At 70.6% G+C, this 24397-nt stretch carries 25 protein-coding genes; 14 read left to right on the plus strand and 11 right to left on the minus strand.

The window, feature by feature from the left end; all coding sequences use genetic code 11:
- Positions 1-27 precede the first annotated feature (27 nt).
- The 3 genes from AC1MLT_RS11385 to AC1MLT_RS11395 all read right to left on the minus strand — a co-directional run bounded on the left by AC1MLT_RS11385 (position 28) and on the right by AC1MLT_RS11395 (position 4433).
- Entirely contained in the window at positions 28-2040 is a 2013-nt protein-coding gene (locus AC1MLT_RS11385) for an MFS transporter (protein WP_481034984.1), read from the minus strand.
- 82 nt (positions 2041-2122) lie between these two features.
- Positions 2123-3388, minus strand: a complete 1266-nt coding sequence (locus tag AC1MLT_RS11390; RefSeq protein ID WP_481032345.1) for an FIST signal transduction protein — start codon at positions 3386-3388, stop codon at positions 2123-2125.
- Between the two features lie 61 nt (positions 3389-3449).
- Entirely contained in the window at positions 3450-4433 is a 984-nt protein-coding gene (locus AC1MLT_RS11395) for a PhaM family polyhydroxyalkanoate granule multifunctional regulatory protein (protein ID WP_481032346.1), read from the minus strand.
- Between the two features lie 97 nt (positions 4434-4530).
- Between AC1MLT_RS11395 and AC1MLT_RS11400 the strand changes: the two genes are divergently transcribed.
- Positions 4531-4944, plus strand: coding sequence for a VOC family protein (locus AC1MLT_RS11400; protein WP_481032347.1), 414 nt, complete (start codon positions 4531-4533; stop codon positions 4942-4944).
- A gap of 60 nt (positions 4945-5004) precedes the next feature.
- A complete protein-coding gene (locus tag AC1MLT_RS11405) occupies positions 5005-5604 on the plus strand; it encodes a MarC family protein (RefSeq protein ID WP_481032348.1) in 600 nt (199 codons plus the stop codon).
- Between the two features lie 23 nt (positions 5605-5627).
- Here AC1MLT_RS11405 and AC1MLT_RS11410 read toward each other — a convergent pair whose 3' ends face one another.
- Positions 5628-6707, minus strand: a complete 1080-nt coding sequence (locus AC1MLT_RS11410) for a fumarylacetoacetate hydrolase family protein (RefSeq protein WP_481032349.1) — start codon at positions 6705-6707, stop codon at positions 5628-5630.
- A gap of 166 nt (positions 6708-6873) precedes the next feature.
- Here AC1MLT_RS11410 and AC1MLT_RS11415 point away from each other — a divergent pair, with 166 nt between their 5' ends.
- The 3 genes from AC1MLT_RS11415 (at position 6874) to AC1MLT_RS11425 (ending at position 9519) form a co-directional block, all read left to right on the plus strand.
- Positions 6874-8241 carry a DUF3108 domain-containing protein gene (locus AC1MLT_RS11415; RefSeq protein ID WP_481032350.1) on the plus strand — a complete coding sequence of 456 codons (1368 nt, stop codon included), beginning with the start codon at positions 6874-6876 and terminating at the stop codon, positions 8239-8241.
- Positions 8242-8336: 95 nt separating this feature from the next.
- Positions 8337-8648: a BTH_I0359 family protein gene (locus tag AC1MLT_RS11420; protein WP_481032351.1), complete on the plus strand. Its 312-nt coding sequence runs from the start codon at positions 8337-8339 to the stop codon at positions 8646-8648.
- 13 nt (positions 8649-8661) lie between these two features.
- Positions 8662-9519 (plus strand): ChaN family lipoprotein, encoded by an 858-nt coding sequence (locus AC1MLT_RS11425; RefSeq protein ID WP_481032352.1) that lies wholly within the window; start codon positions 8662-8664, stop codon positions 9517-9519.
- A 19-nt stretch (positions 9520-9538) separates the two neighbouring features.
- On the opposite strand, the gene aptA is transcribed toward AC1MLT_RS11425, so the two are convergent.
- Positions 9539-10870, minus strand: coding sequence for an omega-aminotransferase AptA (aptA, locus tag AC1MLT_RS11430; RefSeq protein WP_481032353.1), 1332 nt, complete (start codon positions 10868-10870; stop codon positions 9539-9541).
- 80 nt (positions 10871-10950) lie between these two features.
- On the opposite strand from aptA, the gene purU reads away from it, so the two are divergent.
- The 6 genes from purU (at position 10951) to AC1MLT_RS11460 (ending at position 16136) form a co-directional block, all read left to right on the plus strand.
- Complete coding sequence (purU, locus tag AC1MLT_RS11435; RefSeq protein ID WP_481032354.1) at positions 10951-11799, plus strand: formyltetrahydrofolate deformylase; 849 nt, start codon at positions 10951-10953, stop codon at positions 11797-11799.
- A gap of 179 nt (positions 11800-11978) precedes the next feature.
- Positions 11979-13484, plus strand: coding sequence for an FAD-linked oxidase C-terminal domain-containing protein (locus AC1MLT_RS11440; RefSeq protein ID WP_481032355.1), 1506 nt, complete (start codon positions 11979-11981; stop codon positions 13482-13484).
- Positions 13485-13503: 19 nt separating this feature from the next.
- Positions 13504-13911 carry a CidA/LrgA family protein gene (locus AC1MLT_RS11445; protein ID WP_481032356.1) on the plus strand — a complete coding sequence of 136 codons (408 nt, stop codon included), beginning with the start codon at positions 13504-13506 and terminating at the stop codon, positions 13909-13911.
- 6 nt (positions 13912-13917) lie between these two features.
- A complete protein-coding gene (locus AC1MLT_RS11450; RefSeq protein WP_481032357.1) occupies positions 13918-14652 on the plus strand; it encodes an LrgB family protein in 735 nt (244 codons plus the stop codon).
- A 93-nt stretch (positions 14653-14745) separates the two neighbouring features.
- Complete coding sequence (gene rocF / locus AC1MLT_RS11455) at positions 14746-15657, plus strand: arginase (RefSeq protein WP_481034985.1); 912 nt, start codon at positions 14746-14748, stop codon at positions 15655-15657.
- Positions 15658-15731: 74 nt separating this feature from the next.
- Positions 15732-16136: a response regulator gene (locus tag AC1MLT_RS11460; protein ID WP_481032358.1), complete on the plus strand. Its 405-nt coding sequence runs from the start codon at positions 15732-15734 to the stop codon at positions 16134-16136.
- A 10-nt stretch (positions 16137-16146) separates the two neighbouring features.
- On the opposite strand, the gene AC1MLT_RS11465 is transcribed toward AC1MLT_RS11460, so the two are convergent.
- From AC1MLT_RS11465 to AC1MLT_RS11475, 3 genes are all read right to left on the minus strand, one after another.
- Positions 16147-16995, minus strand: coding sequence for a DUF2242 domain-containing protein (locus AC1MLT_RS11465; RefSeq protein WP_481032359.1), 849 nt, complete (start codon positions 16993-16995; stop codon positions 16147-16149).
- 174 nt (positions 16996-17169) lie between these two features.
- Entirely contained in the window at positions 17170-18441 is a 1272-nt protein-coding gene (locus AC1MLT_RS11470; RefSeq protein ID WP_481032360.1) for a Glu/Leu/Phe/Val family dehydrogenase, read from the minus strand.
- Positions 18442-18524: 83 nt separating this feature from the next.
- Entirely contained in the window at positions 18525-19241 is a 717-nt protein-coding gene (locus AC1MLT_RS11475) for a YggS family pyridoxal phosphate-dependent enzyme (RefSeq protein ID WP_481032361.1), read from the minus strand.
- A 38-nt stretch (positions 19242-19279) separates the two neighbouring features.
- On the opposite strand from AC1MLT_RS11475, the gene AC1MLT_RS11480 reads away from it, so the two are divergent.
- From AC1MLT_RS11480 to pdeM, 3 genes are all read left to right on the plus strand, one after another.
- Complete coding sequence (locus tag AC1MLT_RS11480) at positions 19280-20323, plus strand: type IV pilus twitching motility protein PilT (RefSeq protein WP_481032362.1); 1044 nt, start codon at positions 19280-19282, stop codon at positions 20321-20323.
- A 67-nt stretch (positions 20324-20390) separates the two neighbouring features.
- A complete protein-coding gene (locus AC1MLT_RS11485) occupies positions 20391-21527 on the plus strand; it encodes a PilT/PilU family type 4a pilus ATPase (RefSeq protein ID WP_481032363.1) in 1137 nt (378 codons plus the stop codon).
- Positions 21527-22225 (plus strand): ligase-associated DNA damage response endonuclease PdeM, encoded by a 699-nt coding sequence (gene pdeM / locus AC1MLT_RS11490; RefSeq protein ID WP_481032364.1) that lies wholly within the window; start codon positions 21527-21529, stop codon positions 22223-22225. Before AC1MLT_RS11485 ends, pdeM begins: the two co-directional genes overlap by 1 nt.
- A 10-nt stretch (positions 22226-22235) precedes the next feature.
- Here the strand turns inward: pdeM and AC1MLT_RS11495 are convergent, their stop codons facing one another.
- Genes AC1MLT_RS11495 through AC1MLT_RS11505 form a run of 3 tightly spaced genes read right to left on the minus strand, consistent with a single transcriptional unit; the run spans position 22236 to position 24330 of the window.
- Complete coding sequence (locus tag AC1MLT_RS11495) at positions 22236-22763, minus strand: TPM domain-containing protein (RefSeq protein WP_481032365.1); 528 nt, start codon at positions 22761-22763, stop codon at positions 22236-22238.
- Positions 22764-22765: 2 nt separating this feature from the next.
- Entirely contained in the window at positions 22766-23737 is a 972-nt protein-coding gene (locus AC1MLT_RS11500; protein WP_481032366.1) for a TPM domain-containing protein, read from the minus strand.
- Positions 23734-24330 carry a LemA family protein gene (locus tag AC1MLT_RS11505; protein WP_481032367.1) on the minus strand — a complete coding sequence of 199 codons (597 nt, stop codon included), beginning with the start codon at positions 24328-24330 and terminating at the stop codon, positions 23734-23736. Before AC1MLT_RS11505 ends, AC1MLT_RS11500 begins: the two co-directional genes overlap by 4 nt.
- Positions 24331-24397: the final 67 nt, after the last annotated feature.

The following is a 24397-nucleotide window of genomic DNA, read 5'->3' on the forward strand; positions in this document are numbered from 1 at the left end:
TTCCCCAAACCTATCGATCCTTGCTGGTCATGTCGAGAGCAGGCCGCTCACGCACGCCCGCAACGATTCCGGTTGCACGTCGTCGGCCCGCACGGGCGCCCCGACGTGGAGTCCGACCCGGCTGAAGAAACCGCGCCGGAAGGGTTTCACCATGGCCACGTTCCGGCCACCACGCACCTCGATGCGGCTGAAGTACGAACCCCACAGGTGAGTGAGCGCCATCGGGATCACGGGCACCTCCAGGCCGTCGGCACGCGCCGTCGCCAGGATCTTCATCACCCCGTTCCTGAAGGGCTGCAGGGTGCCATCGGACGTGATGGCGCCTTCCGGGAAGATGGCCAGCAGGTCGCCGTCGCGCAGCACCCGCGCGGCCTGGAGGAAGGCATTCTCGTAGGCCTCGGCATCGTCCTTGCGCGCGGCCACCGGGATGGCCTTGGCCAGCCGGAACAGCGCTCCCAGCACCGGCACGTTGAAGATGCGATGGTCCATGACGAAGCGCACCGGTCGTGGGCTCGCGGCCATCAGCAGCACCGCGTCGACGAAGCTCACGTGGTTGCACACCAGCACGGCCGGCCCCTGCGCCGGGATGTGCTGCGCGCCACGGATGCGGAAGCGGTAGACCAGGCGCGACGCCACCCACGACACGAAGCGAAGCAGGTACTCGGGCACCAGCATGAAGATGTAGAAGGCCACCACCGCGTTGGCGACGCCGGTGAACAGGAACACCTGCGCGATGCCGAAGCCCGCGCCGAGCAGCGCGCCGGCGATCAGCGCGCTGGCGATCATGAACAGCGCGTTGAGGATGTTGTTGGCCGCGATGACGCGGGCCCGGTGCGTCGGCAGGCTGCGCAACTGGATCAGTGCGTACATCGGCACGCTGTAGAGCCCCGCGGACAGCGACAACAGCACCAGGTCGGCCATCACGCGCCAGTGCGCGGGCTCGGCCACGAAGGTGCGCAGGCCGAACGCGCCGGTCGATGGCAGGCCCCGCGAGGCGAGGTAGAGATCGATCGCGAACACGCTCATGCCGATGGCGCCGAGCGGCACCAGACCGATCTCCACCTGCCGGCGGCCCAGTGTCTCGCACAGCAGCGCGCCGGCTCCGATGCCCAGCGAGAACAGCACCAGCAGCAGCGAGGCGACACGCTCGTCGCCATGCAGGACGTCCTTCGCGAAACTGGGGAACTGGCTCAGGAAGACCGCGCCGAAGAACCACATCCAGGAGATGCCCAGCAGCGAGCGGAACACCACCACGTTGGCACGCGCGAGCGCCAGGTTGCGCCAGGTCTCGACGAACGGATTCCAGTTGATCACCAGTGCGGGATCGGTCGCCGCGGTGCGCGGGACGAGCTGCGCCACGGCGCGGCCGGCCAGCGCCAGCAGCACGCATGCCACCGCCACGGCGGCGTGCCCGACCTGCGGCAGCGCCACCAGCAGGCCCCCCGCCACCTGGCCGAGCAGGATGGCGACGAAGGTGCCCATCTCCACCATGCCATTGCCTCCGGTGAGCTCGCGCGGCCCGAGCATCTGCGGCAGGTAGGCGAACTTGACCGGCCCGAAGAGTGCCGAGTGCAGTCCCATCAGGAACACGCAGCCCAGCAGCAGCACCGCATCGGCCCGCAGGAAGCCCCAGGCCGCCAGGGCCATGACCACGATCTCCAGGTCCTTGACGCGATGCATCAGGCGCGTCTTGTCGTATTTGTCGGCGAGCTGGCCGGCGGTGGCGGAAAACAGCAGGAAGGGCAGGATGAACAGGGCGCCGATGACCAGGCCCGCCATGGCGGGTTGCATCCACGAGAGGTGGAGCTGATAGGTCACCATCACGGTGAACGCGAACTTGAACAGGTTGTCGTTGGCCGCGCCGGCGAACTGGGTCCAGAAGAACGGGGCGAAGCGTCGTTGGCGCAGCAGCCCGAACTGGCTCGCATGCGACGACCCGCCGGCTTCCTCCGATGCGCCGGGCACGTCCTGTGGACCGATGCCGGGCGAGGTGGAAGTGGGGAGGGGATTGGAGGTGGCGGAGGACGGGGCGGACGGCATCATGGGCACGGCGTTCCGGAGCATGGGACGGTCCGGCAACGGCATTGACAACCGCTGGATTCTGCCCGCCGCTCCAACGCCTTCAGTCGCCGACGAACACCGTCAGAACGCCCGTGTAGCCATAAATATGATGTCGCGCGATCTCGCCGGCGGCGAAGAAACCGACCAGAGGGACGTCGCCCAGCGCATGGCGCACGATCTGCATCTCGGCATTGGGCGCACCGAAATGCGGTCCGCCACGTCCGGAACAGCTCACGTAGACCGCGCCCGCGATGCGCCGCGCCGGATGCGGTGCCGCCTCGGCCTCGCCAGCGGCGACGGCGCGCGCGGTCGCCAGGGTCTGTTCCTCGGGTTCGAGCTCCTCCCGGATCTCGGCGCAGATGCGCATCAGGTCGGCCCGCGCGGCCTGCGGGCTGCGGCGCACGAAGCTCAGGCGCATGCCGGCCTCGGCGACGTTGGCGATGGCGACGCCGTGCCGCTTCGGATCGAGACCGATGATGTGGCGCACCAGCACGTCGGCGCCCAGGTCGCCGGTGCGGCGGATGCCGTCGCTGCCGGCGTCGACCAGGCCCGCCAATGTCGCGCGTACGGCGTCGACCGCCTGCTGCGGTTCCTCGAGGCTGACGCGCAGGTCGGCCAGCAGCACGTCCAATGCGGGTTCGCCATCGAGCGTGAGCAGCAGATTGCCGTCGGCCTCGGTGATGGTGCGTTCGCGCGAGACCGGCTGGCAGCCCTGCGTCACGCGCGAGATCACGCGCACCTGGTCGCCGAACACCACGCCCGAGAGCCCGCCGGAGAACACCCCGCCAGCCGCGCCATGGCCGCGGATGTTGCCGTTGCCGCCGATGGCGAACTGCAGGGTGTCGCCGCGGCTGGAGGACAGGCCGCCGAACAGGTAGCCGGTGTCCGTGCGCGCGGCCATCTCGCCGACCAGCTCGGCCAGTTCGGGCGTGGCCGGATCCGCATGCACGAGCGCGGTGTGGGCCTCGAAGCCGGCCATCTCGGAATTGCCCAGCGGGGCGACGCCGGAGAACACGCGGTACTGGTCGCTCGGCAGCGCGCACAGCATCAGGGTCAGCGCCGGCTCGTCGAAATACTCGGCGTTGTTGGCGGCCACGCCCACCCCCACGGTCCCCGACCAGTCGGTGATCTCGGGCAGCTCGGCGCCGAGGTGGTCGAGGATCTCCTGCGCATCGGCGGCGTAGTGATCGGTGATGTAGAGCAGGCCCAGCGTCGGCGCCTGGGCATAGTCGGCCAGCGCCATCTGCGCGCGCAGCTGCGCGAGGACGAGGCCGGCGGCCATGCGCCATTGCGGATGGGTGGCGTGGCCGGTGGGGAAAAGCTTCATGCGCGGCGGGTCCGTGGAAAGCCGGGTGGCGGTGGAGGAAGGCGGCCGATGCGCGGCACGGTCAGCCGCGCGATCGACGCGCGGATGCGGGGGCGGCGGCGGACTTGCGTGGCGCGGTCTTGGCGGCGGCGCGGGTGGAGCGGGCGCCGTCCGTCTTGCGGCCGGCGGTGGGGGTGTCACGCGCGGTGCCGGCGGACCGGGCCGCCGGGGCGGACGCCACCCGGGTCCGCGCAGCACCGGCCGGCGCGCGCTGGGTCGACCCGGTGGCCGTCGTGGAGCGCCTGGATCGCGCGGTCTTCGCCGGCTTGTCGGCCGCACCCGACAGGTCCGGCATCTGGGGCATCTGCGGCATCTGGATCTGCGCGGCGTCCTTCATCGCCGATTCGGCGATCTGCTGGAACTGCTGCGTGAGCGCGCCCCACCACTGCAGCGGATCGACCACGCCGGCCTTCGATCCGGCCATGTCCGGTGCATCCGGCGCATCGACCGGCTGCGCGCCGTCCCCGGCGCTCTCGGCCGAGGCCGCGTCGCCATCGCCGTCGTCGTCGGAAACCGGCTCGGCGGCCGATGCGCCGGTCATGCGACCGAAGAACGACGCCATCGGCGTGGCTGGCGCCGGCGCCGCCGTTGGTGCGGGAGACATGGCAGACGCGGAGGACGCGGCGGGTGCCGGCACGGACGCGGGCATCACGGCGGCGGTCGCCGTCTGGGCATGTCGGGTGAAGGCGTTGGCCAGGTCCTCCATCCGCACGTTCATGCCGCGCAGCGTGGAGAGCGTCATCTTCTGGACCTCCAGCGCCTGGATGGTGGCCTTGAGCGCGTGGCCATTCTGTTCCAGCCAGTACTGCACGGTCTTGAGCTCCTGGATGCGCTTGTCGACCTCCTCGACGCTGAGCGTCGGCGCGACCCAGCTCGACAGGCTGGGCAGTCCGGGCACCGAGCCCGCGCCCGGGCCGGGCGCGGCGGCGCCGGCCGCGAGGTTCTTCAGGAAATCGAAGCCAGGGACGAACTGGCTGAAGTCGAAGGCGGGGGTGGCATCGCTCATGGGCATATCTCCATCGGAATTGTCTCGTCAGCTTACTCCAGGGGCGGTCGCTGCGAGAGGGGCATTCCTGCACCGGCGGGGCAGATAATTCGACGCCATGCACAGCCTATTCCACCTCGCCTTCCACGTCCGCGACCTCGACGTCGCCCGCCGCTTCTATGGCGGCACGCTCGGCTGCACCGAAGGACGCAGCACCGACACCTGGGTCGACTTCGATTTCTTCAACCACCAGATCTCGCTGCACCTGGGCGAGCCCTTCGCCACCACGCGCACCGGCCGCGTGGACAACGTCATGGTGCCGATGCCGCACTTCGGCATCGTGCTCGAACTGCCCGACTGGCAGGCCCTGGCCGAGCGCCTGCGCGCCGCCGGCACCGAGTTCCTGCTGGCGCCGCAGGTGCGCTTCGAGGGCCAGCCCGGCGAGCAGTGGACGATGTTCTTCCTCGATCCGTTCGGCAATCCGATCGAGGTCAAGGGCCTGCGCTCCTTCGCCGCCGCCTACGCGACCTGAGCCGGCCCGGCGACACCCGCGCCCCCGGCCCCTCCCGACATGGAAGTGGAGTGAAGTGACGTGACGTACACCTTCGCCTCGGCGACCATCCTGCTGCTGCTCATCTGCGATCCGCTGGGCAACATCCCGATCTTCGCCAACGCGCTGCGCCACGTGGCGCCCGAGCGGCGCGCGCGGGTGATCCTGCGCGAGGTGTCGATCGCCTTCGGCCTGCTGCTGGCCTTCATGTTCGTCGGCGACCGCTTCCTGCGGGTGATGGGACTCTCGGGGCTGTCGCTGCAGATCGCCGGCGCCGTGGTGCTGTTCCTGATCGCGCTGCGCATGATCTTCCCGAATCGCGCGGCCTACCAGAGCGAGGACGAGCGCGAACCATTGATCGTGCCGCTGGCGATCCCGGCGCTGGCCGGCCCCTCGGCGCTGGCGACCGTGATGCTGCTGGTCTCGCAGGCCCCCGAGCGGCGCCTCGAATGGATCGCCGCCCTGAGCGTGACGATGGGGGTCTGCGCGCTGGTGCTGGTGCTGGCCGATCGCATCCAGCGCGTCATCGGCGACCGTGTCGTGCTGGCGCTGGAACGCCTGATGGGGCTGATCCTGGTGGCGGTGTCGGTGGAGATGATGATCCGGGGGGTCAAGTCGCTGGTGTCCGAGCTGGGACGCTAGAGGCTAGAGGCCGGCGGCCGCACTCAGGATTGCGGCGGCAGGAGTCGCTGCGGATCGACCGGCATCCCGCCGACCGCGATCACCTCCTGCTCGATCGCCCCGAACACCGAGCGCCCGTCCGGCCCCTTGGCCTCGATGCGCACCGTGTCGCCGAAATGCATGAACTCGGTCGTGGCGCGGCCGTCGCGCAGGACCTCGGCGGCGCGCCGGTCGGCGATGCTGGCGTGGCCGCGGGGCCAGTCGATGCGCCCGTCCTTGCGCGCGACGCCGGGATGGGCGACGGTGCCGGCGCCGACCAGCGTGCCCGCGCGCACCGGACGCGTCGCCGCCAGGTGCGCCAGGAGTTCGCCGAAATGCAGGCGCATGTCCTCCCCGGTGTCGCATTGGCCCACCTTGCGACCGTTCCAGGTCGTCTGCAGCGCCAGATGCGCGCGACCGCCGCGCCAGGCGCCGCCGAGTTCGTCGGGCGTGACGGCGACCGGACCGAAGGCCGTGGCCGGCAGGCCCTGCAGCGGCGCGGCGCCCCGGCTGCGCTCGGCCGCCAGCACGTGGCGCAGCCGGATGTCGTTGACCAGCAGCAGCAGGCGCACGCCCTCGAGCGCCTGGGCGGGCGTCGCGCCACGCCGCACGTCGCCGCTGACGACCGCGATGCCGGCGCCGAAATCGATGCCGGCGGCTTCGCTCGCGACCGTGATCGGGGTCCGCGGGCCGAGCAGTTCGCCGGCGCGGGGAGCGAGCATCGGCAGCATGCCGCCCCGGTCGCCGCCCTCGCCCTCGCGCTCGTCCTGAGCCTGAGCCTGAGCGTGGGCCTGGGCCGGCACCAACTCGTCGAGCGACGGCCAGGCACGACCCTCGACCCGCTCGAACGCGCGCGGCAGCGGCGCCAGGCACTGCGCCGGATCGAAGGCGAAGGCGTGGCGCGTCCGGCCGGCGTCGAGCCGATCGGACAGTTCCTGAAGTTGGGGGCTGAGGAAGCCCCAGTCGTCGAGCACCTGCTGCAGCCGGTGGGCGATGCCGGTGGCGTAGTGCGCGGCGGCGAGGTCGCGCGAGACGACGACCAGCTGGCCGTCGCGCGAACCGTCCTGGAGGGTGGCGAGTTTCATGCGGAAGGAAGGATGGCGGCGGGAAGCGGAGCCGTGGCGACCGGGCCGTGCCGGGTCGCCGGCCCGGCACCGGCGGCAGGGTTGCCGCTGACTAAACTGGGGGCCGAGGGAACGGGCGGCAGTGTAGCGAGATCGACCCCTGCGGTGCCGTCCCGCCCCCACCACCATGAGCCCCTCCACCCCGCCCCGCCCGCTCGCCGTCCCGCCCCTCGATCCGGCGGCCCTGGCCACGCGCGACCGCACACGCCGCCGGGCATCGTGGAGGACGCTCGCGGTGCTGACACTGGTGGTCGGCGGGGTGCATCTGCTGCTGCTGGACGCGGTGCCGATGACGGGCGGCGCGACGCCCTCGCCGGTCGCGGCGCGCCTCGTCGTGCGCACGATCGCGGCGGCGCCGGAAGCACCACCGGCGGCCGAGCCTCGACCCGCCATCGCGCCGGCGCCGCGTGAGGCGGCGCGGACGGCGCCGACGCGGCCCGCGAAGCCCGCCCCCGCGCCCCGCCCCCGCGCTTCTCCTGCGCCAGCCCTGCCAGCCGCCCCGGTCGTGCCGATCGTGCCGGTCCCGCCACCGGTCACCGCCGCCACGTCGGTGCCCGACCCGGACCCCACGGCACCGGCGCCACCCCTCCTTCCGACGCCGGTGCCCGGACCGGACCGACCGGTCGCGGTGGCGCCGGCCGACCCGGCACCGCCTTCCATGGCGACCGACGCACCCTCCGGAACATCGACCGACGCATCGATCGCCACGGCCGATGCGCCGGCGGGTCCGGCCCCTGCCGAACCGGCGGCGGCTCCCTCCGCCGGACCGCCCGCCGCCACGGGGGCGCCGCCCCCGGCCGCGCCGGCCGCCACCTCCGGCCCCGGTCCCGAGAACGCGCCCTTGAACGTGCCGGCATCGGTGCGGCTGAAGTTCGACGTCACCGGCCAGCAGGGCCCGGTGCCGTTGCAGGGCGTGTTCGGCGAACTGGTGTGGTCCCAGGACGGCCGTGCCTACGACGCCAACCTGACGCTGCGCTTCCTGTTCAAGACCCTGCGCACGCAGCACAGCAGTGGCGTCATCGGTTCGACCGGCATCGAGCCGGCGCGCTTCTCGGACACCCGCAAGACCGAAGTCGCCTCGCATTTCGTGCGTGATCGGGGCGAGGTGGTGTTCAGCAACAACGCGCCGAGCGTGGCGCTGCTGCCCGGCGCGCAGGATCGCCTGAGCGTGATGCTGCAGCTCGGCGCGCTGCTCGCGGGCGATCCGGCGCGTTATCCGCAGGACGGCGCCATCGCGGTGCAGACGGTGGGGCCGCGCGATGCGGACATCTGGCTGTTCAAGGTCGGTCCCGAGGAGACCCTGGCCCTGCCGATGGGCGAGATCGTCGGGCGCCGGCTGACCCGCAACGCCCGCGCGCCCTTCGACGACACGGTCGAACTGTGGCTGGCGCCGAGCCTGGGTTATCTGCCGGTACGGATCAAGTTGACACAGCCCAACGGCGACTTCGCCGACATGCAGTTGCGCGAACCACTGCCAGGCGCCCCTGGTCGCTGAGGCGCAGGTTGAAAGCGTGTCGTTTCCGGCGCGATATCCATCGCGCGACGGCACGGCGCCTTGAAACCGGCGCTTTGATTGCCAACTACACCGTCATGAACGCCATCGACATCCTCACCGGTCCCACCATGAACATGCTCTACGACTCCGATTCGTATGTCGTCGTGCATGTGCAGCCCACCGAGGGCGAAGCCCCGATCCAGCCGCACCTGCCGGTGCTGGCGCGCCACGGCTTCGAGATCGTGGACAAGCGCTCCGGCAAGGAGGTTTATCTCGATGGCTCCTGGGCCGAGTTGTTCCAGCAGCAGATCGCCGCCTGGCAGCTCAACACGCCGACCCAGGAAGAAGTCGAGGACACGCTCGAGGGCTATGCCGAGCTGGCCCAGAACCCGGTGCTGGTCCACTGATCGAGCGCGCCGCGTGTCCACGGGCGCGTCTTCGGCCTGCGCTGCCGTCATCCTGGGGCTGACCCTGGCGCTCGGCGGCTGTGCCGTTTCAACTCCGTCGCCAGGCCATGGCGACATCCGGAACGATGGCGACGCGGCGCAGTTCGCCCGCAGCCTGCCGGGCCTGCTGCCGACCGACGTCCTGCTGATCGGCGAACGGCACGATGCCCCCGAGCACCATGCGCTGGAACGATCGGCCGTGGAGATGCTGTCGGCACGCGGACATCTTGCCGCCCTGCTCGTCGAGATGGCCGAGGAGGGTCGCGACACCTCGGGGCTGGATGCGGCGGCGAGCGAGTCCCAGGTCCGCGCCGCGTTGAACTGGGACGAGACCGCCTGGCCCTGGAGTGCCCATGGTCCGGTCGTGATGGCCGCCGTGCGCGCGGGCGTGCCGGTCGCTGGCGCCAACCTGCCTCGCGCGCGCATGCGGGACGCCATGGCCGATGTCTCGCTGGATGCGCAGTTGCCCGCGGCCGTCCTGCGGACCCAGCAGGATGCCGTGCGCGACGGCCACTGCGGCCTGTTGCCCGAGGCGCGGATCGTGCCCATGACGCGCGTGCAGATCGCGCGCGACCGGGCCATGGCGCAGGCGGTGGTCAAGGCCCGCCGGCCCGGCCGCACGGTGCTGCTGGTCACCGGCGCCGCGCATGCCGACCGGCAGCAGGGCGTGCCGCAGCACCTGCCGGTCGACGTCACGGTGCGCAGCCTGCGCCTGCTCGCCGCGTCCGATGCGAATGGCGACGTCCTGTCCACGACCCGCTACGACGCCACGTGGCGGACCCCGCCACGGCCGGAGAAGGACTTCTGCGCCGAGCTCCGGCCGTCCCGTTGAACGGCCGGCGCGTCGCCGATCAGGCGAACTTGCGGATCGAATCGGCCAGCGTGCCGACCAATGTCTCGATGTGCGACTTCTCGACGATGTAGGGCGGCGCGAGGACGATCACGTCGCCGGCCGGACGCACCAGGGCGCCGCGATGGAAGCAGTCGACGAAGATGTCGTAGGCCCGCTTGCCCGGCGCGCCGGCGATCGGCGCCAGTTCGACCGCCGCCGCCAGGCCCAGGCTGCGGATGCCGATGACATTGGGCAAGCCGGTGAGCGCGCCGTGGAAGGCGTCGCCGAGCACCGGCCCCATCTCGCCGGCGCGCTGGAAGAGCTGCTCCTCCTCGAACAGGTCGAGCGTGGCGATGGCCGCCGCGCAGCCCACCGGATGACCCGAGTAGGTGTAGCCATGGAAGAACTCTACCGCGTGCTCGGGCGCGTCGGTCTTCATCATCGCGTCGTAGAGCTTGTCGCGGCAGATCACGCCACCGAGCGGGAAGACGCCGTTGGTGACGCACTTGGCGAAGTTCAGCATGTCGGGCACGACGCCGTAGAAGTCCGCCGCGAAGGGCGTGCCCATGCGACCGAAGCCGGTGATGACCTCGTCGAAGATCAGCAGGATGCCGTGCTTGTCGCAGATCTCGCGCAGCCGCTTCAGGTAGCCCTGCGGCGGCAGGTACCAGCCGGCCGAGCCGGCCACCGGCTCGACGATGATCGCGGCCACGTTGCTGGGGTCGTGCAGCGGCAGGATGCGGCTCTCCAGCTCGACCAGCGGATCCTCGGCCCAGACCGGTTCCTGGTTGTGGATGTAGGCGTGGTTGACCGGATCGTGGATGAAGCGCATGTGGTCCACGCGCGGCAGGAAGGCCGAGCCGAAGGCCTTGCGGTTGCCCGGGATGCCGCCGACCGACATGCCGCCGAAGCCGACGCCGTGATAGCCACGCTCGCGACCGATGAAGACATTGCGATGGCCCTCGCCGCGCGCGCGGTGATAGGCCAGCGCCACCTTGAGCGAGGTGTCGGCGGCCTCGCTGCCGGAGTTGCAGAACAGCACCTTGTTCAGGTCGCCCGGCGCCAGCGCGGCGATGCGCGCGGCGGCGTCGAAGGCGCGGTCGTTGCTGACCTGGAAGGCGGTGGCGTAGTCGAGCGTGTCGAGCTGACGCTTGATGGCCTCGTTGATCTGCCGCCGGTTGTGGCCCGCGCCCACGCACCAGAGCGACGAGATGCCGTCGATGACCCGGCGGCCGTCGTGGGTGGTGAACTCCATGCCGTCGGCGGCGACGAACACGCGCGGGTCCTTGCGGAAGGCCCGGTTGGGGGTGAAGGGCAACCACTGGTTGTCCAGGTTGAAGTCGTGGGCCATGAGGCGTTCCTCTGGGGATGATGGGTGTCGGGAGGGTCGGACGAACGATCATTCTGGCATCCGCGACAATCGGCGGCGCCATGACATCCGCCTACATCCTGACCCTTTCCTGCCCCGACCGCACGGGCATCGTGCATGCCGTCTCGGGCTTCCTGCTCGAACGCGGCGGCAACATCGAGGAAGCCGCGCAATACAACGACCATGGCACCGGCCTGTTCTTCATGCGCGTGCGCTTCGCCTGCGACGCCCACGACCACGCGCAGTTGTGCGCGCAGATGGCCGAGCTCGGCCGGACCTTCGGCATGGAATGGAAGCTGCACGACGCCGGCCAGCCGATGAAGACGGTGATCCTGGTGAGCCGCGACGGCCACTGCCTGAACGACCTGCTGTTCCGCTGGAAGAGCGGCCTGCTGGCCATCGACGTGCGCGCCATCGTCTCGAACCACCGCGACTTCTACCAGCTCGCCGCCAGCTACAACGTGCCGTTCCACCACATCCCGGTGACGGCGCAGACCAAGCCGCAGGCCGAGGCGCGGCAGCTGGAGATCGTCGAGTCCGAAGGCGCCGAGCTGGTCGTGCTGGCGCGCTACATGCAGGTGCTGAGCAACGACCTGTGCGCGCGGCTGGCCGGGCGCGCGATTAACATCCACCACTCGTTCCTGCCCAGCTTCAAGGGCGCCAAGCCCTACTACCAGGCGCACGACCGCGGCGTGAAGCTGATCGGCGCCACGGCCCACTACGTGACGGCGGATCTCGACGAGGGCCCGATCATCGAGCAGGACGTGGCGCGCGCCGACCACACCGACACGGTGGAGGACCTCACCGCCCGCGGACGCGACACCGAGAGCCAGGTGCTCGCCCGCGCCGTCAAGTGGCACAGCGAGCGGCGCGTGCTCATGAACGGCCACAAGACGGTGGTGTTCAAGTAGACAGGGCTCACCCCCGGTCTTCGCGCACTTCGTGTCGCTGCGCCAACCCCCTTCCGGGGGCGACACCGGCAGCCCGGCGAAGCCGGTTCCGCGGTGTCCCTGGCAGAGTGGCCAAATAAGGCTCCAGGGTGTTTGGCGACGAGGTTCCGCGGATGGCGCGCTTGGCTTAGAGTGGCGCCATGAACGCCCCCGCCACGCCCGACCAGCACGCGCTGCTGCAGCGCTCCGAACGCCAGTCGCAGATCGTCGCCGCCCTGCGACCGCATCTGCCGGCGCACGCCCTCATCTGGCACGAGGAGGACACCACGCCCTATGAGTGCGATGGCCTGACCGCCTACCGGGCGCGGCCGCTGGTGGTGGTGCTGCCCGAGACCGAGGCCCAGGTGGCCGCCGTGCTCGCGACCTGCCATGGCCTGGGCGTGCCGGTGGTGGCGCGCGGCGCGGGCACGGGCCTGTCCGGTGGCGCCATGCCCGACCCGACCGGGGTCACGATGTCGCTGGCCAAGTTCAACCGCATCCTGAAGGTCGACCCCGTCAGCCGCACGGCGGTGGTGCAGTGCGGCGTGCGCAACCTGGCCATCAGCGAGGCGGCCGCGCCGTTCAACCTCTACTACGCGCCCGATCCCTCGAGCCAGATCGCCTGCACCATCGGCGGCAACGTGGCGGAGAACTCCGGCGGCGTGCACTGCCTGAAATACGGCCTGACCCTGCACAACGTGATGCGCGTGCGCGGCTTCACGGCCGAGGGCGAGCCGATCGAATTCGGCGGCGAGGCGCTCGACAGCCCCGGGCTCGACCTGCTGGCGCTGGTGGTCGGCAGCGAGGGCATGCTGGCCGTCACCTTGGAGGTGACGGTGAAGCTGGTGCCCAAGCCGCAGCTCGCGCGCTGCATCATGGCCAGCTTCGACGACGTGCGGAAGGCCGGCGACGCGGTCGCCGCCGTGATCGCCGCGGGCATCATCCCGGCCGGCCTGGAGATGATGGACAAGCCCATGACCGCCGCCGTCGAGGACTTCGTGCGCGCCGGCTACGACCTCACGGCCGCCGCCATCCTGCTGTGCGAATCCGATGGCACGCCCGAGGAGGTCGAGGAGGAGATCGGCCGCATGACCGCCGTGCTGCGCGGCTGCGGCGCGACCGCCATCGCCGTCAGCGAGAGCGAGGACGAGCGCCTGAAGTTCTGGAGCGGGCGCAAAAACGCCTTTCCCGCCTCGGGCCGCATCAGTCCCGACTACATGTGCCTGGACTCGACCATCCCCAGGAAGCGCCTGGCCGACATCCTGCTGGCCATCCAGCAGATGGAGATCAAGTACGACCTGCGCTGCTGCAACGTGTTCCATGCCGGCGACGGCAACCTGCATCCGCTGGTGCTGTTCGATGCCAACGACCCCGACGAGCTGCATCGCTGCGAGCTCTTCGGCGCCGACATCCTGGAGACCAGCGTGGCGATGGGCGGCACGGTCTCGGGCGAGCACGGCGTCGGCGTGGAGAAGCTCAACAGCATGTGCGTACAGTTCACGGCGGCCGAGAACGAGACCATGTTCGGCGTCAAGCGCGCCTTCGATCTGGCCGGGATGCTCAACCCCGGCAAGGTGATCCCCACCCTGCAGCGCTGCGCCGAGTACGGCCGCCAGGTGTTCCGCGCCGGCGCCACCCAGCCGTTCGCCGACCTGCCGCGCTTCTAGGACGCATGCGGGTCGCGGCATGAAGGGACTGCGCGGGCTGGCCTGGCTGCTGATCTTCCAGTCGATCGGCGAACTGGTCTCGCGCGGCTTCTCGCTGCCCCTGCCCGGGCCGGTGGTGGGACTGGTGCTGCTGCTGGTCGCGTTGCGCTTCGCGATCGTGCGCGAGCCGGTGGGCGACTGCGCGCAGTTCCTGCTCTCGCACCTGTCGCTGCTGTTCATCCCGGTGGGCGTCGGCGTGATGACGCACCTGGCGCTGCTGAGCGAATACGGCGGCCGGATGCTGCTGGTGATCGTGCTGTCGACCTGGATCGGCCTGGCCGTGACGGCGCTGGTGCTGTATGGCCTGCCACGCCGCCGCGCCGGGCCGGCCGCGGAAGCGCTTTCGGAATCGGCCGGCGCGACCGGCGCGTCCGACGACACCCGCTGAGGTCCCATGCCGCGCTTCGTCGAACTCTGGATCTATCTCTCCGCCACGCCGCTGTTCGGCCTGACGGCGACGCTGGTGGTCTACATCGTGGCGCAGGCCCTCTACGCGCGGCTGGACAACGCGCCGTGGGCCAATCCGGTGATGTGGTCGGTGGTCGCCATCGCCGGCGGGCTGCTGGCCACCGGGGTCGACTACCCGACCTACTTCGCCGGCGCGCAATTCATCCATTTCCTGCTGGGACCGGCCGTGGTCGCCCTGGCCTGGCCGCTGTGGCTGCGCCGCGCCGAGCTGCGGCGGCGGCTCGCGCGGGTGCTGCTGGCCTCGCTGCTGGGCGGCGCGGCGGCCTCCCTGTCGGCCCTGGGGCTGGCCTGGGCGCTGGGCCTGCCGCACGACGTGGTGCTGTCGCTAGCGCCCAAGTCGGTGACGGCACCGGTGGCGATGGGCATCGCCGAGAAGATCGGCGGCATTCCCGCGCTGTCGGCCGTGTTCGCGGTGCTGACCGGCATGGTCGGCGCGTTGTCGGGCAAGTACCTGTTCGACCTGTTGCGCATCGGCACCACGTCCGAGGGCTGGGCCGCGCGCGGTTTCGCGCTCGGCACGGCGGCGCACGGCATCGGCGCGGCCCGGGCACTGCACGTGAACGCCGACGCCGGCGCCTATGCCGGCCTGGCGCTGGGTCTGCAGGTGGTGCTGGCGGCGCTGCTCATGCCGCTGGTCTTCCGGCTGCTGCAGGCGATCTGAGGCCGGCCGGATTCGGCCCGGAGCATCGCGATCGGCTGGTAGGCTCGACCCATGACGACACCGCCCTCGCCCCTTGCGCCGACCGTGACCGCGATGCCGACCACCCTGGAACTCATCGGCGCGCCGACCGACATCGGCGCCAGCGTGCGCGGCGCCGGCATGGGCCCTGACGCCCTGCGCGTGGCCGACATCGCCGGCACCCTGGCCCGGCTGGGCTTCGGCGTCGTCGATGCCGGCAACCTGGCCGGTCCGGCCACTCCGTGGGCGAAGCCGGCCGCCGGCCTGCGCCACCTCGACGAGACCGTGGCCTGGAACCGCGCGGTGTACGACGCCGTCGACGCGGCACTGGGCGCCGGGCACCTGCCGATCATGATGGGGGGCGATCACTGCCTGGCCGTCGGCTCGATCAGCGCGGTGGCGTGGCATGCGCGCCAGCGCGGCCAGAAGCTGCGCGTGCTGTGGCTCGATGCCCATACCGACGTCAATACCGAGACCACCAGCCCCAGCGGCAACCTGCACGGCATGCCGGTGGCCTGCCTGCTGGGTCACGGCCCGGCGGCGCTGACCGGCTGGAGCGGACCGCGCGCCGCGCTGGCGCCCGACGACATCCGCTTCCTGGGCATCCGCAGCGTCGACGCCGACGAGAAGAAGGCCATCCGCCAGCTCGGCCTGACCGTCTTCGACATGCGCCACATCGACGAGCACGGCATGCGCAACACCATGACCGAGGCCCTGCAGGACATCGACGAGGACACCCACCTGCACGTCAGCTTCGACGTCGACTGCCTGGATCCGGCCGACGCGCCCGGCGTCGGCACCGGCGTGCGCGGCGGACCGACCTACCGCGAGATGCAGCTGTGCATGGAGATGATCGCCGACACCGGGCGGCTGCGCTCGCTCGACGTGGTGGAGGTCAATCCGGCGCTGGACGTGCGCAACCGCACCGGCGAGGTCGCGGTGGAACTGATCGAGAGCATGCTGGGGAAATCGACGCTGCAGCGCTGAACAAGACGGTTCCTACGACCACAGTGGTGCTGGCGGACAGCATCCGGGCACGCGGGCGAGTAGATTCCAGACCCATGCCAACCCTGACCCGTCCCCATCCGCAAGAAGCCCACGAGGATTCACCGGCCCGGGCGCTGCGCGTCCTGGTCGTCGAGGACGATCCGGCCGTGCTCGCAGCCACGGTGGACATGCTGGAGGTCCTCGGTCACTGGGCCGCCGGCGTCAAGAGCGCCGAAGTGGCGCGCGATCGCTTCATCGATGGCGCCTTCGACGTGCTCCTGACCGACATCGGACTGCCGGCCCTGTCGGGCATCGACCTGGTGGAAATCCTGCAGGCCCGGCGCAAGTTGCGCGTGATCTTCGCGACCGGCCGGCCCCGGCCGAGCCAGCCGATGCCCGGCACGCTGTGGCTGCAGAAGCCCTTCGGCCTCGACGAGCTCCGCGACGCGCTCCAGGGGATCGAGCGCGGCGGTACCTGAGGCGGCGTTCTCAGGGCGCCATCGGTCCCGTCGGCACCGTCGGCGCGGCGGGCACCGCCGGCGTGGCGAGCGAGGCGGCGGTCTCCGGCGGGATGGCGGCCGGTGGCGCCTCCAGCGGCCGGGTGATCGGCGCGACGGGAGCCGTCACCGGGGCCGTCACCACGGCGCCGGAGTTCGCCACCAGGGCCGGCGACTCGCGCTGCGGCTCGACGGCCTCGACCACGTCGCTGGCCACGCCGCGCATCAGGAAGCGATCGAGCAGCGCGAAGAAGCGCTCGTAGAAGCGCTCGTCGGTCAGCGTCTCGCTCGCCACCTTGACCATCGCGTCGTCGCTCGAGGAGAACGGCAGCGAGACCGATCCCAATGCGCCGACACCCAGCGTGGCCGAGTTGTTGGTCTTCTTGATGCCATAGCGGTCCTGCAGCGCGGTGACGAAGGCGATCGAGCGCGGCGCCACGCCCTTGCCGCGTCCACCCGCCGCCGATTTCGCCGCGCCGCCCTCGGAGGCGCCCTCGTGCGCGCAGACGACGCGGAACTCGACTTCGACATGCACCTCGGCCGCCGGCTGGAAGTTCTTGCGCCCGGTCACCAGGTCGGCATTGGCCGCGCTGATGAGATAGCCCTGGCTGAGCAGGGCCCGGCGCGCGGCTTCGCAGGTCTGCGCCTCGGTGGCCGCATAGCTGCGTGCGTGGGTGGTGGTGGAATCGAATTCCTCCGGGTCGTAGTTCACGCGCTTGGGCGTGGAGCCGCAACCGGCGAGCGCGAGCGCGAGCACGAGGGCGGCGCAGGCCGGCAACCGGGCCGGCGGACGGCGGAGCGCGGGGGCCGCGGGAGGGAGGGAAACGGAAAGGGAGGCCATCGGCGATGAATGCTATCCGGGTGCGATCGGGAAAAGGCCCGGCGCGGGCCGGGGCCTCTTCGAGCCGGCCGCCGCGCCGATGTTCCCCGGGCGACGCGCGCAAGGCGCGTCGCGCGTTCCCGCTCGATCGTCGACCATGGCCCGGACGCCGAAGCAGAGCCGTGGCCGCGATGCTCAGGGGTACAGGCCGCGCTCGGCCCGCGCCGTCAGGATGCGCTCGCAGGCGACCGCGTAGGTGGCGGTGCGCAGCGAGATCCTGTGCTTGTCGGCGGTGTCCCAGATCTGGTTGAGCGCGTTCATCATGATGCGATCGAGCCGCACGTTGATCTCGTCCTCGTCCCAGAAGAACGACGAGAAGTCCTGCACCCACTCGAAGTAGCTCACCGTCACGCCGCCGGCGTTGCAGATCACGTCGGGCACCACCAGCACGCCGCGCTCGGCCAGGATGTCGTCGGCCGTCGGCACGGTCGGGCCGTTGGCGCCTTCGAGCACCAGGCGCGCCGGCGTGCGTGCCGCGCGCTCGGCGGTGATCTGGCCCTCGAGCGCGGCCGGGATCAGGATGTCGCAGGCGACGTCCCAGAAATCCTCGTTGTCGATCACCTCGCCATCGCTGAAGCCGACGACGCCATCGGTGCGCGACAGCGGGATCAGGGTCTCGAGGTTCAGGCCGTTCTCGTTGACGATGGTGCCGGTGTGGTCCTGCACCGCGACGATCCTCGCGCCCGCCTCGGCGAAGAGTTCGGCCGCCACCGAGCCGACGTTGCCGAAGCCCTGCACCGCCACGCGCGCGCCGCGCAGGTCGAGCCCGAGGCGGCGCGCCGCCTCGCGTCCGGTGACGAAGACGCCGCGCCCGGTGGCCTTCACGCGCCCGAGCGAGCCGCCCAGGTGCAGCGGCTTGCCGGTGACGACGCCGGTGGCGGTGCCGCCGACGTTCATCGAGTAGGTGTCCATCATCCAGGCCATGATCTGGCCGTTGGTGTTGACATCGGGTGCCGGGATGTCCTGCTGCGGGCCGATGATGATGCCGATCTCGCTGGTGTAGCGGCGCGTGATCTTCTCCAGCTCCTTCTGCGACAGCTGCTTGGGGTCGACGCGGATGCCGCCCTTGGCGCCGCCGTAGGGCAGGTTCACCGCCGCGCACTTGACGGTCATCCAGGCCGACAGCGCCATCACCTCCTCCAGCGTGACGTCGGGGTGGAAGCGCACGCCGCCCTTGCCCGGACCGCGCGAGAGGTTGTGCTGCACGCGGTAGCCCTCGTAGTGGGCGATGCGGCCGTCGTCCATCTCGATGGGCACGTCGACGATCAGCGCCCGCTTGGGCCGCTTGAGCGTCTCGGCCCAGCGCGCCAGGTTGCCCAGGTACGGGATGACGCGGTCGACCTGCGACAGGTAGGTCCCCCAAGGGCTGTTGGCGGTGGGGGAGACGAAGGACAGCTTCTCGCTCATGGCGGTGTTCCGGGGTTGTGGTGACCGTGACGATAGCCCCGCCCCGGACCCGGCGCCATCCGTCATGCGCGAGACGTGGGACGTTATGCGCGGGCGGCAACGGGCTCCTTCGGCGGCCGGCCGCCGAAGAGCGCCGTACCCACCCGCACCATGGTGCTGCCCGCCGCGACGGCCGCCTCGAGGTCGGCGCTCATGCCCATCGACAGGGTGTCCAGCGCGATGCCGTCGGCGCGGATGCGCTCGAAGACCGCCGTCGCGCGCAGGAACAGTTCGCGCTGCGCGTCGAAGTCCGATGCTGGCTCGGGGATCGCCATGATCCCGCGCAGCGCGAGCCGCGGCAGCGCCGCCACCGCGCGCGCCAGGTCCGGCGCCTCGTCCACCCCCACGCCCGACTTGTTGGCGCCACCGTCGACGTTGACCTGCAGGCACACCTGGAGCGGCGGCAATCCCGCCGGCCGCTGCTCGGACAGCCGCTGGGCGATCTTGAGGCGGTCGATGCCATGGACCCAGTCGAACTGCTCGGCCACGACGCGCGTCTTGTTGCTCTGCAGCGGACCGATGCAGTGCCACTCCAGCCGGTCGCGCAGGTCGGCCAGCGCCTCGATCTTGGCGACGCCCTCCTGCACGTAGTTCTCGCCGAAAGCCGTGAGGCCGGCCTCGAAAGCCGCGCGCACCGCCGGGGCGTCGAAAGTCTTGGACACTGCCAGCAGGCGCACGGCGCCCTCGGGCCGGCCGGCGGAACGGGCCGCCGCGGCGATGCGAGTGCGAACTTGGTGGAGGTTCTCGGCAATCATCGTCATAATTTGCAAACTCGTATCAAAACGTCACAAGGACTTTCGTGGACATCACCCAGCTGCTGGCTTTCAGCGTGAAGAACAAGGCCTCCGACCTGCACCTGTCGGCCGGGCTGCCGCCGATGATCCGCGTCCATGGCGACGTGCGGCGCATCAATGTCGAGGCGCTGGACCACAAGGCGGTGCACGCCATGGTGTACGACATCATGAGCGACACGCACCGCAAGCATTACGAGGAATTCCTGGAGGTCGATTTCTCCTTCGAGATCGACGGTCTGGCGCGCTTCCGGGTCAATGCCTTCAACCAGGGCCGTGGCGCGGCGGCGGTGTTCCGGACCATCCCGTCGAAGATCCTGACGCTGGAGCAGCTCGGCGCGCCCCGGATCTTCGGCGAACTCGCCCTGCGGCCGCGCGGCCTGGTGCTGGTGACCGGGCCGACCGGCTCGGGCAAGTCGACCACCTTGGCGGCGATGGTCAACTACCTCAACGAGACCGAATACGGCCACATCCTCACGGTGGAGGATCCGATCGAGTTCGTGCACGAGTCCAAGAAGTGCCTGATCAATCAGCGCGAGGTCGGGCCGATGACGCTGTCGTTCGCCGCGGCGCTGCGTTCGGCCCTGCGCGAGGACCCCGATGCGATCCTGGTGGGCGAGATGCGGGACCTGGAGACCATCCGCCTGGCCATGACGGCGGCCGAGACCGGCCACCTGGTCTTCGGCACGCTGCACACCTCCTCGGCGGCCAAGACCATCGACCGGATCATCGACGTGTTCCCGGGCGAGGAGAAGGACATGATCCGGGCCATGCTGTCCGAATCGCTGCAGGCCGTGATCTCCCAGACGCTGTGCAAGACCAAGGACGGCCAGGGCCGCGTGGCCGCCCACGAGATCATGCTGGGCACCGCCGCCATCCGCAACCTGATCCGCGAGGGCAAGGTCGCGCAGATGTACTCGACGATCCAGACCGGCCAGGGCCAGGGCATGCAGACGCTCGACCAGAATCTCGCCGATCTCGTGCGCCGTGGTCTGATATCGGCGGCCGAGGCGCGGGGCAAGGCCAAGACACCGGAAAATTTCCCGGGCTGAACGTCCCGGATTCCGAATCCCGCGATCATTCCCACCCGCATCACCCCGCCCCTCGCCGGAGACCCGCATGGAACGCGATCAAGCCAGCCAGTTCATCAACGACCTGCTGCGTCTCATGGTGAGCCGCAAGGGCAGCGACATGTTCATCACGGCGGACTTCCCGCCCGCCATCAAGGTCGACGGCCGCATCGTGAAGGTGTCGGCGCAGTCGCTCGGCGCCAACCACACGCTGGCCCTGACGCGCGCGATCATGAACGATCGCCAGATGGCCGAGTTCGAGCGCACCAAGGAGTGCAACTTCGCCATCTCGCCCACGGGCATCGGCCGCTTCCGCGTCAATGCCTTCGTCCAGCAGGGCCGAGTCGGCATGGTGCTGCGGACCATCCCGGGCACCATCCCGACGGTCGACGACATGGGCATGCCGCAGGTGCTGAAGGACGTGGCGATGACCAAGCGCGGCCTCGTCATCCTGGCCGGCGCGACCGGCTCGGGCAAGTCCACCACCCTGGCGGCCATGGTCGACTGGCGCAACCAGAACTCGTTCGGCCACATCGTGACGGTCGAGGACCCGATCGAGTTCGTGCATCCGCACAAGAACTGCGTGGTGACGCAGCGCGAGGTCGGCATCGACACCGACAGCTGGGAGGCGGCGCTCAAGAACACGCTGCGCCAGGCACCCGACGTGATCCTGATGGGCGAGATCCGCGATCGCGAGACCATGGAGCATGCCGTCGCCTTCGCCGAGACCGGCCACCTGTGCATGGCCACGCTGCACGCCAACAGTGCCAACCAGGCGCTCGATCGCATCATCAACTTCTTCCCCGAGGAGCGGCGCACGCAATTGCTGATGGACCTGTCGCTCAACCTGCGCTCGATGATCTCGCAGCGCCTGGTCCCGACCGAGGACTGCCTGGGCCGCGTGGCGGCGTTCGAGGTGCTGCTGAACACGCCGCTGATCTCAGACCTGGTCATGAAGGCCGAGGTCGGCGAGATCAAGGAGATCATGAAGAAGAGCCGCAACCTGGGCATGCAGACCTTCGACCAGGCGCTGTTCGACCTGTTCGAGGCCGAGTCGATCTCGCTGGACGAGGCGATCCGCAATGCCGACTCCGCCAACGACCTGCGCCTGCAGGTCAAGCTCAACAGCCGGCGCGCGCGGTCCAAGGACCTGTGCGCGGGCACCGAGCACTTCTCGATCGTCTAGTGGCACCGTCGCCGACACTCGAACGGACCCGGACGGCTCCGCGCGCCTGCCGCGCCGACTGGGCCGGCGAGGCCGTCGACCTGCTGCCCGAGCGGGCGCTGTGGTGGCCGGCGCGCCGGCTGCTGTTCGTGGCCGACCTGCACCTGGGCAAGGCCGCCACGTACCGCGCGCTGGGCCAGCCGGTGCCGGGCGGCACCACGCAGGAGAACCTGGCGCGCCTGGATGCCCTGATCGCGCGCCAAGCGCCCGCGGGCATCGTCTTCCTGGGCGACTTCCTGCATGCCGCGCAGGCGCGCACGCCCCAGGTGCTGGCGGCGCTCGACGACTGGCGCGCGCGCCACGCGATGCTGGCATTGACCTTGGTGCGCGGCAACCACGACAGCCGCGCGGGCGACCCGCCGATGTCGCTGGACATCGAGGTGGTCGACGAGCCGCATCGCATCGGGCCGTTCGCCTGCTGCCACCATCCGCAGACGCACCCGGGCCTGTTCGTGCTCGCCGGCCACGTGCATCCGGTATGCAGCCTGCAGGGTCCGGGCCGGGACCGGATGCGCCTGCCTTGTTTCCTGCAGGAGGGCGACCAGGCGATCCTGCCGGCCTTCGGCGAGTTCACCGGCGGCTGGCACGTGCCGCCCGGCGCCGGCCGCCGCTTCCACGCGGTGGGCGGCGACGCGGTCTGGCGTTTGCCGCCGGGCTGAGCACGACGCCTCAGACCACCACGGGCGCGTCGGGCAGCTCGTTGCGCTCGATCTCGTCGGCGGCACGCGGGAAATGCGCCACCAGCAAGGCCGAGACCTCCTCGAGCGCCTGGGTCAGGCCATCCTCGAAGCGCTCCTCCCTGAAGGCGGCCGCCATGCGCGCGGCCATGGCGGCCCATTCGGCGGCATCGACGTGGCGGTCGATGCCACGGTCGGCCACGATCTCGATCGCATGCTCGGCCAGCATCAGGTAGACCAGCACGCCGTTGTTGTGCTCGGTGTCCCAGACACGCAGCTTGCCGAACATCGACAACGCCCGCTCGCGCACCGGCGCGCCGCGCCACAGGTAGCTCGATGGCAGCGCGGCCTCGACGCAGATGCGGATCTCGCCATGGTGGCGTCGTTCGCTGGCGCCGACGCGACGCCCCAGCCGTTCCAGCGCGGCATCGCTCAGCACGCGTCGCACCGCCGCCTCGTCGGTCCAGCGATGGCGCCAGAGGCGGGCGAGACGGGACCACAGCCCGGAACGGTCGTTCATCGTTACCACCCTCCCGAGGCGCCGCCGCCCCCGAAATTGCCGCCGCCGCCGGACCCGAAGCCTCCGCCACCGCCCGACGAGCCGCCGCCCCAGCCACCGCCGCCGAAGCCGCCGCCGAGTCCGCCCCCCAGGCCACCGCCGAGACCGCCGCCGAAGCCACCGCCCCGGCCACCCCGGCCACCACCGCCCGGAAAGCCCGCCAGGCCGCCCAGCAACGTCACCACCAGCGCCACCACGCCGGCCAGCACGGCGATCACCAGCGTCGCCGTGACCGCCATGGCCAGCGCGCCGGCGCCCACGCCCATCACCACCGGCGCCAGCTTGGCGCCGAAGATGCGGCGCGCGATGGGGGCACCGACCAGCACGCCGAAGAACAGGAAGATCGCCAGGCTCTCCCAGTCGAAACCGAAGCCGCCCTGCGCCCCGCGGGTCGGCCGGGGCGACTCGACCGCCGGCAGCGCCTCGCCACCGATGCGGGCGATCAGCTGGTCGGCCGCGCCATCGAGCCCGCCGGCGAAATCGTTCTCGCGGAAGCGCGGCTTCATGACGTCGTCGATGATGCGCGCCGCCGCCAGGTCGGGCACCGCGCCCTCGAGCGTCTTGGCGACCTCGATGCGCATGCGGCGGTCGTCCTTGGCGACGATCACCAGCACGCCGTCGCCGACCGCCTTGCGTCCGATCTTCCAGTCGTTGGCGACGCGGTTGGCATAGCTCTCGATGTCCTCGGGCTGCGTGGTGGGCACCATCAGCACGACGATCTGGCTGCCCTTCCTCTGCTCGAAGCCGGCCAGCTTGGCCTCCAATGCCTGGCGCTGCGCGGCGTCGAGCGTGGCGGTGGTGTCGATCACCCGGGCGCTGAGCGCGGGCACCGGCAGCAGGCCCTGGGCCCAGGCCATGGCGCCCGCGAGTCCGACCCAGGCCGCCAGCAGCCAGGTGGCCAGCCGGACGGCGCGGGAACGCGACCAGGAACTCATTTCTTGTTGAAGTCGACCGCCGGCGGCGTCGAGATCTGGGCCTCGTTCTGCACGCTGAAGTTCGACTTGGGCGCGTAGCTGAAGATCTTGGCCGTCAGGTTGGTCGGAAAGCTGCGCGCGAGCACGTTGTATTCCTGCACCGTCTGGATGTAGCGGTTGCGCGCCACGGTGATGCGGTTCTCGGTGCCCTCGAGCGTCACGCGCAGATCACGGAAGCCCTGGTTGGCCTGCAGGGTCGGATAGCGCTCGGACACCGCCATCAGCCGGGACAGCGCGCTCGACAGCTCGCCTTGGGCCTGCTGGAACCGGTTGAAGGCCTCGGGGTTGTTGAGCGTCTCGGGCGTGACCTGGATCGAGGTCGCCTTGGCGCGCGCCTCGATCACGCGGGTCAATGTCTCCTGCTCGAAGGCGGCCTCGCCCTTGACCGTGGCGACGATGTTGGGCACCAGGTCGGCGCGACGCTGGTATTGGTTGAGCACCTCGCTCCAGGCCGACTTGCTGGATTCGTCGAGGCGCTGGAAGTCGTTGTAGCCGCAGCCGGTGAGCGCGAGCAGCGAGAAGGACGCGAGGAGCGAGAGGAGCCAGCGTTTCATGATGGATGTATTCCCTTGGTGGACAGATTGCCGGAGGGCAGCATAGCCGGCGTTCCCGGGACCGGGG

Source organism: Variovorax sp. PEI5, assembly GCF_056679935.1.

Excerpts from the sequence above, each read along its gene's own strand:
- aptA (WP_481032353.1), bottom strand. The coding sequence starts at position 10,870 with ATGGCCCACGACTTCAACCTGGACAACCAGTGGTTGCCCTTCACCCCC.
- AC1MLT_RS11415 (WP_481032350.1), top strand. The coding sequence starts at position 6,874 with ATGAGCCCCTCCACCCCGCCCCGCCCGCTCGCCGTCCCGCCCCTCGAT.
- AC1MLT_RS11390 (WP_481032345.1), bottom strand. The coding sequence starts at position 3,388 with ATGAAGCTTTTCCCCACCGGCCACGCCACCCATCCGCAATGGCGCATG.
- AC1MLT_RS11395 (WP_481032346.1), bottom strand. The coding sequence starts at position 4,433 with ATGAGCGATGCCACCCCCGCCTTCGACTTCAGCCAGTTCGTCCCTGGC.
- purU (WP_481032354.1), top strand. The coding sequence starts at position 10,951 with ATGACATCCGCCTACATCCTGACCCTTTCCTGCCCCGACCGCACGGGC.
- AC1MLT_RS11495 (WP_481032365.1), bottom strand. The coding sequence starts at position 22,763 with ATGAACGACCGTTCCGGGCTGTGGTCCCGTCTCGCCCGCCTCTGGCGC.
- AC1MLT_RS11410 (WP_481032349.1), bottom strand. The coding sequence starts at position 6,707 with ATGAAACTCGCCACCCTCCAGGACGGTTCGCGCGACGGCCAGCTGGTC.
- AC1MLT_RS11470 (WP_481032360.1), bottom strand. The coding sequence starts at position 18,441 with ATGAGCGAGAAGCTGTCCTTCGTCTCCCCCACCGCCAACAGCCCTTGG.
- AC1MLT_RS11465 (WP_481032359.1), bottom strand. The coding sequence starts at position 16,995 with ATGGCCTCCCTTTCCGTTTCCCTCCCTCCCGCGGCCCCCGCGCTCCGC.
- rocF (WP_481034985.1), top strand. The coding sequence starts at position 14,746 with ATGCCGACCACCCTGGAACTCATCGGCGCGCCGACCGACATCGGCGCC.
- AC1MLT_RS11460 (WP_481032358.1), top strand. The coding sequence starts at position 15,732 with ATGCCAACCCTGACCCGTCCCCATCCGCAAGAAGCCCACGAGGATTCA.
- AC1MLT_RS11485 (WP_481032363.1), top strand. The coding sequence starts at position 20,391 with ATGGAACGCGATCAAGCCAGCCAGTTCATCAACGACCTGCTGCGTCTC.
- AC1MLT_RS11505 (WP_481032367.1), bottom strand. The coding sequence starts at position 24,330 with ATGAAACGCTGGCTCCTCTCGCTCCTCGCGTCCTTCTCGCTGCTCGCG.
- AC1MLT_RS11440 (WP_481032355.1), top strand. The coding sequence starts at position 11,979 with ATGAACGCCCCCGCCACGCCCGACCAGCACGCGCTGCTGCAGCGCTCC.
- AC1MLT_RS11445 (WP_481032356.1), top strand. The coding sequence starts at position 13,504 with ATGAAGGGACTGCGCGGGCTGGCCTGGCTGCTGATCTTCCAGTCGATC.
- AC1MLT_RS11400 (WP_481032347.1), top strand. The coding sequence starts at position 4,531 with ATGCACAGCCTATTCCACCTCGCCTTCCACGTCCGCGACCTCGACGTC.
- AC1MLT_RS11500 (WP_481032366.1), bottom strand. The coding sequence starts at position 23,737 with ATGAGTTCCTGGTCGCGTTCCCGCGCCGTCCGGCTGGCCACCTGGCTG.
- AC1MLT_RS11450 (WP_481032357.1), top strand. The coding sequence starts at position 13,918 with ATGCCGCGCTTCGTCGAACTCTGGATCTATCTCTCCGCCACGCCGCTG.
- AC1MLT_RS11475 (WP_481032361.1), bottom strand. The coding sequence starts at position 19,241 with ATGACGATGATTGCCGAGAACCTCCACCAAGTTCGCACTCGCATCGCC.
- AC1MLT_RS11420 (WP_481032351.1), top strand. The coding sequence starts at position 8,337 with ATGAACGCCATCGACATCCTCACCGGTCCCACCATGAACATGCTCTAC.
- AC1MLT_RS11385 (WP_481034984.1), bottom strand. The coding sequence starts at position 2,040 with ATGCCGTCCGCCCCGTCCTCCGCCACCTCCAATCCCCTCCCCACTTCC.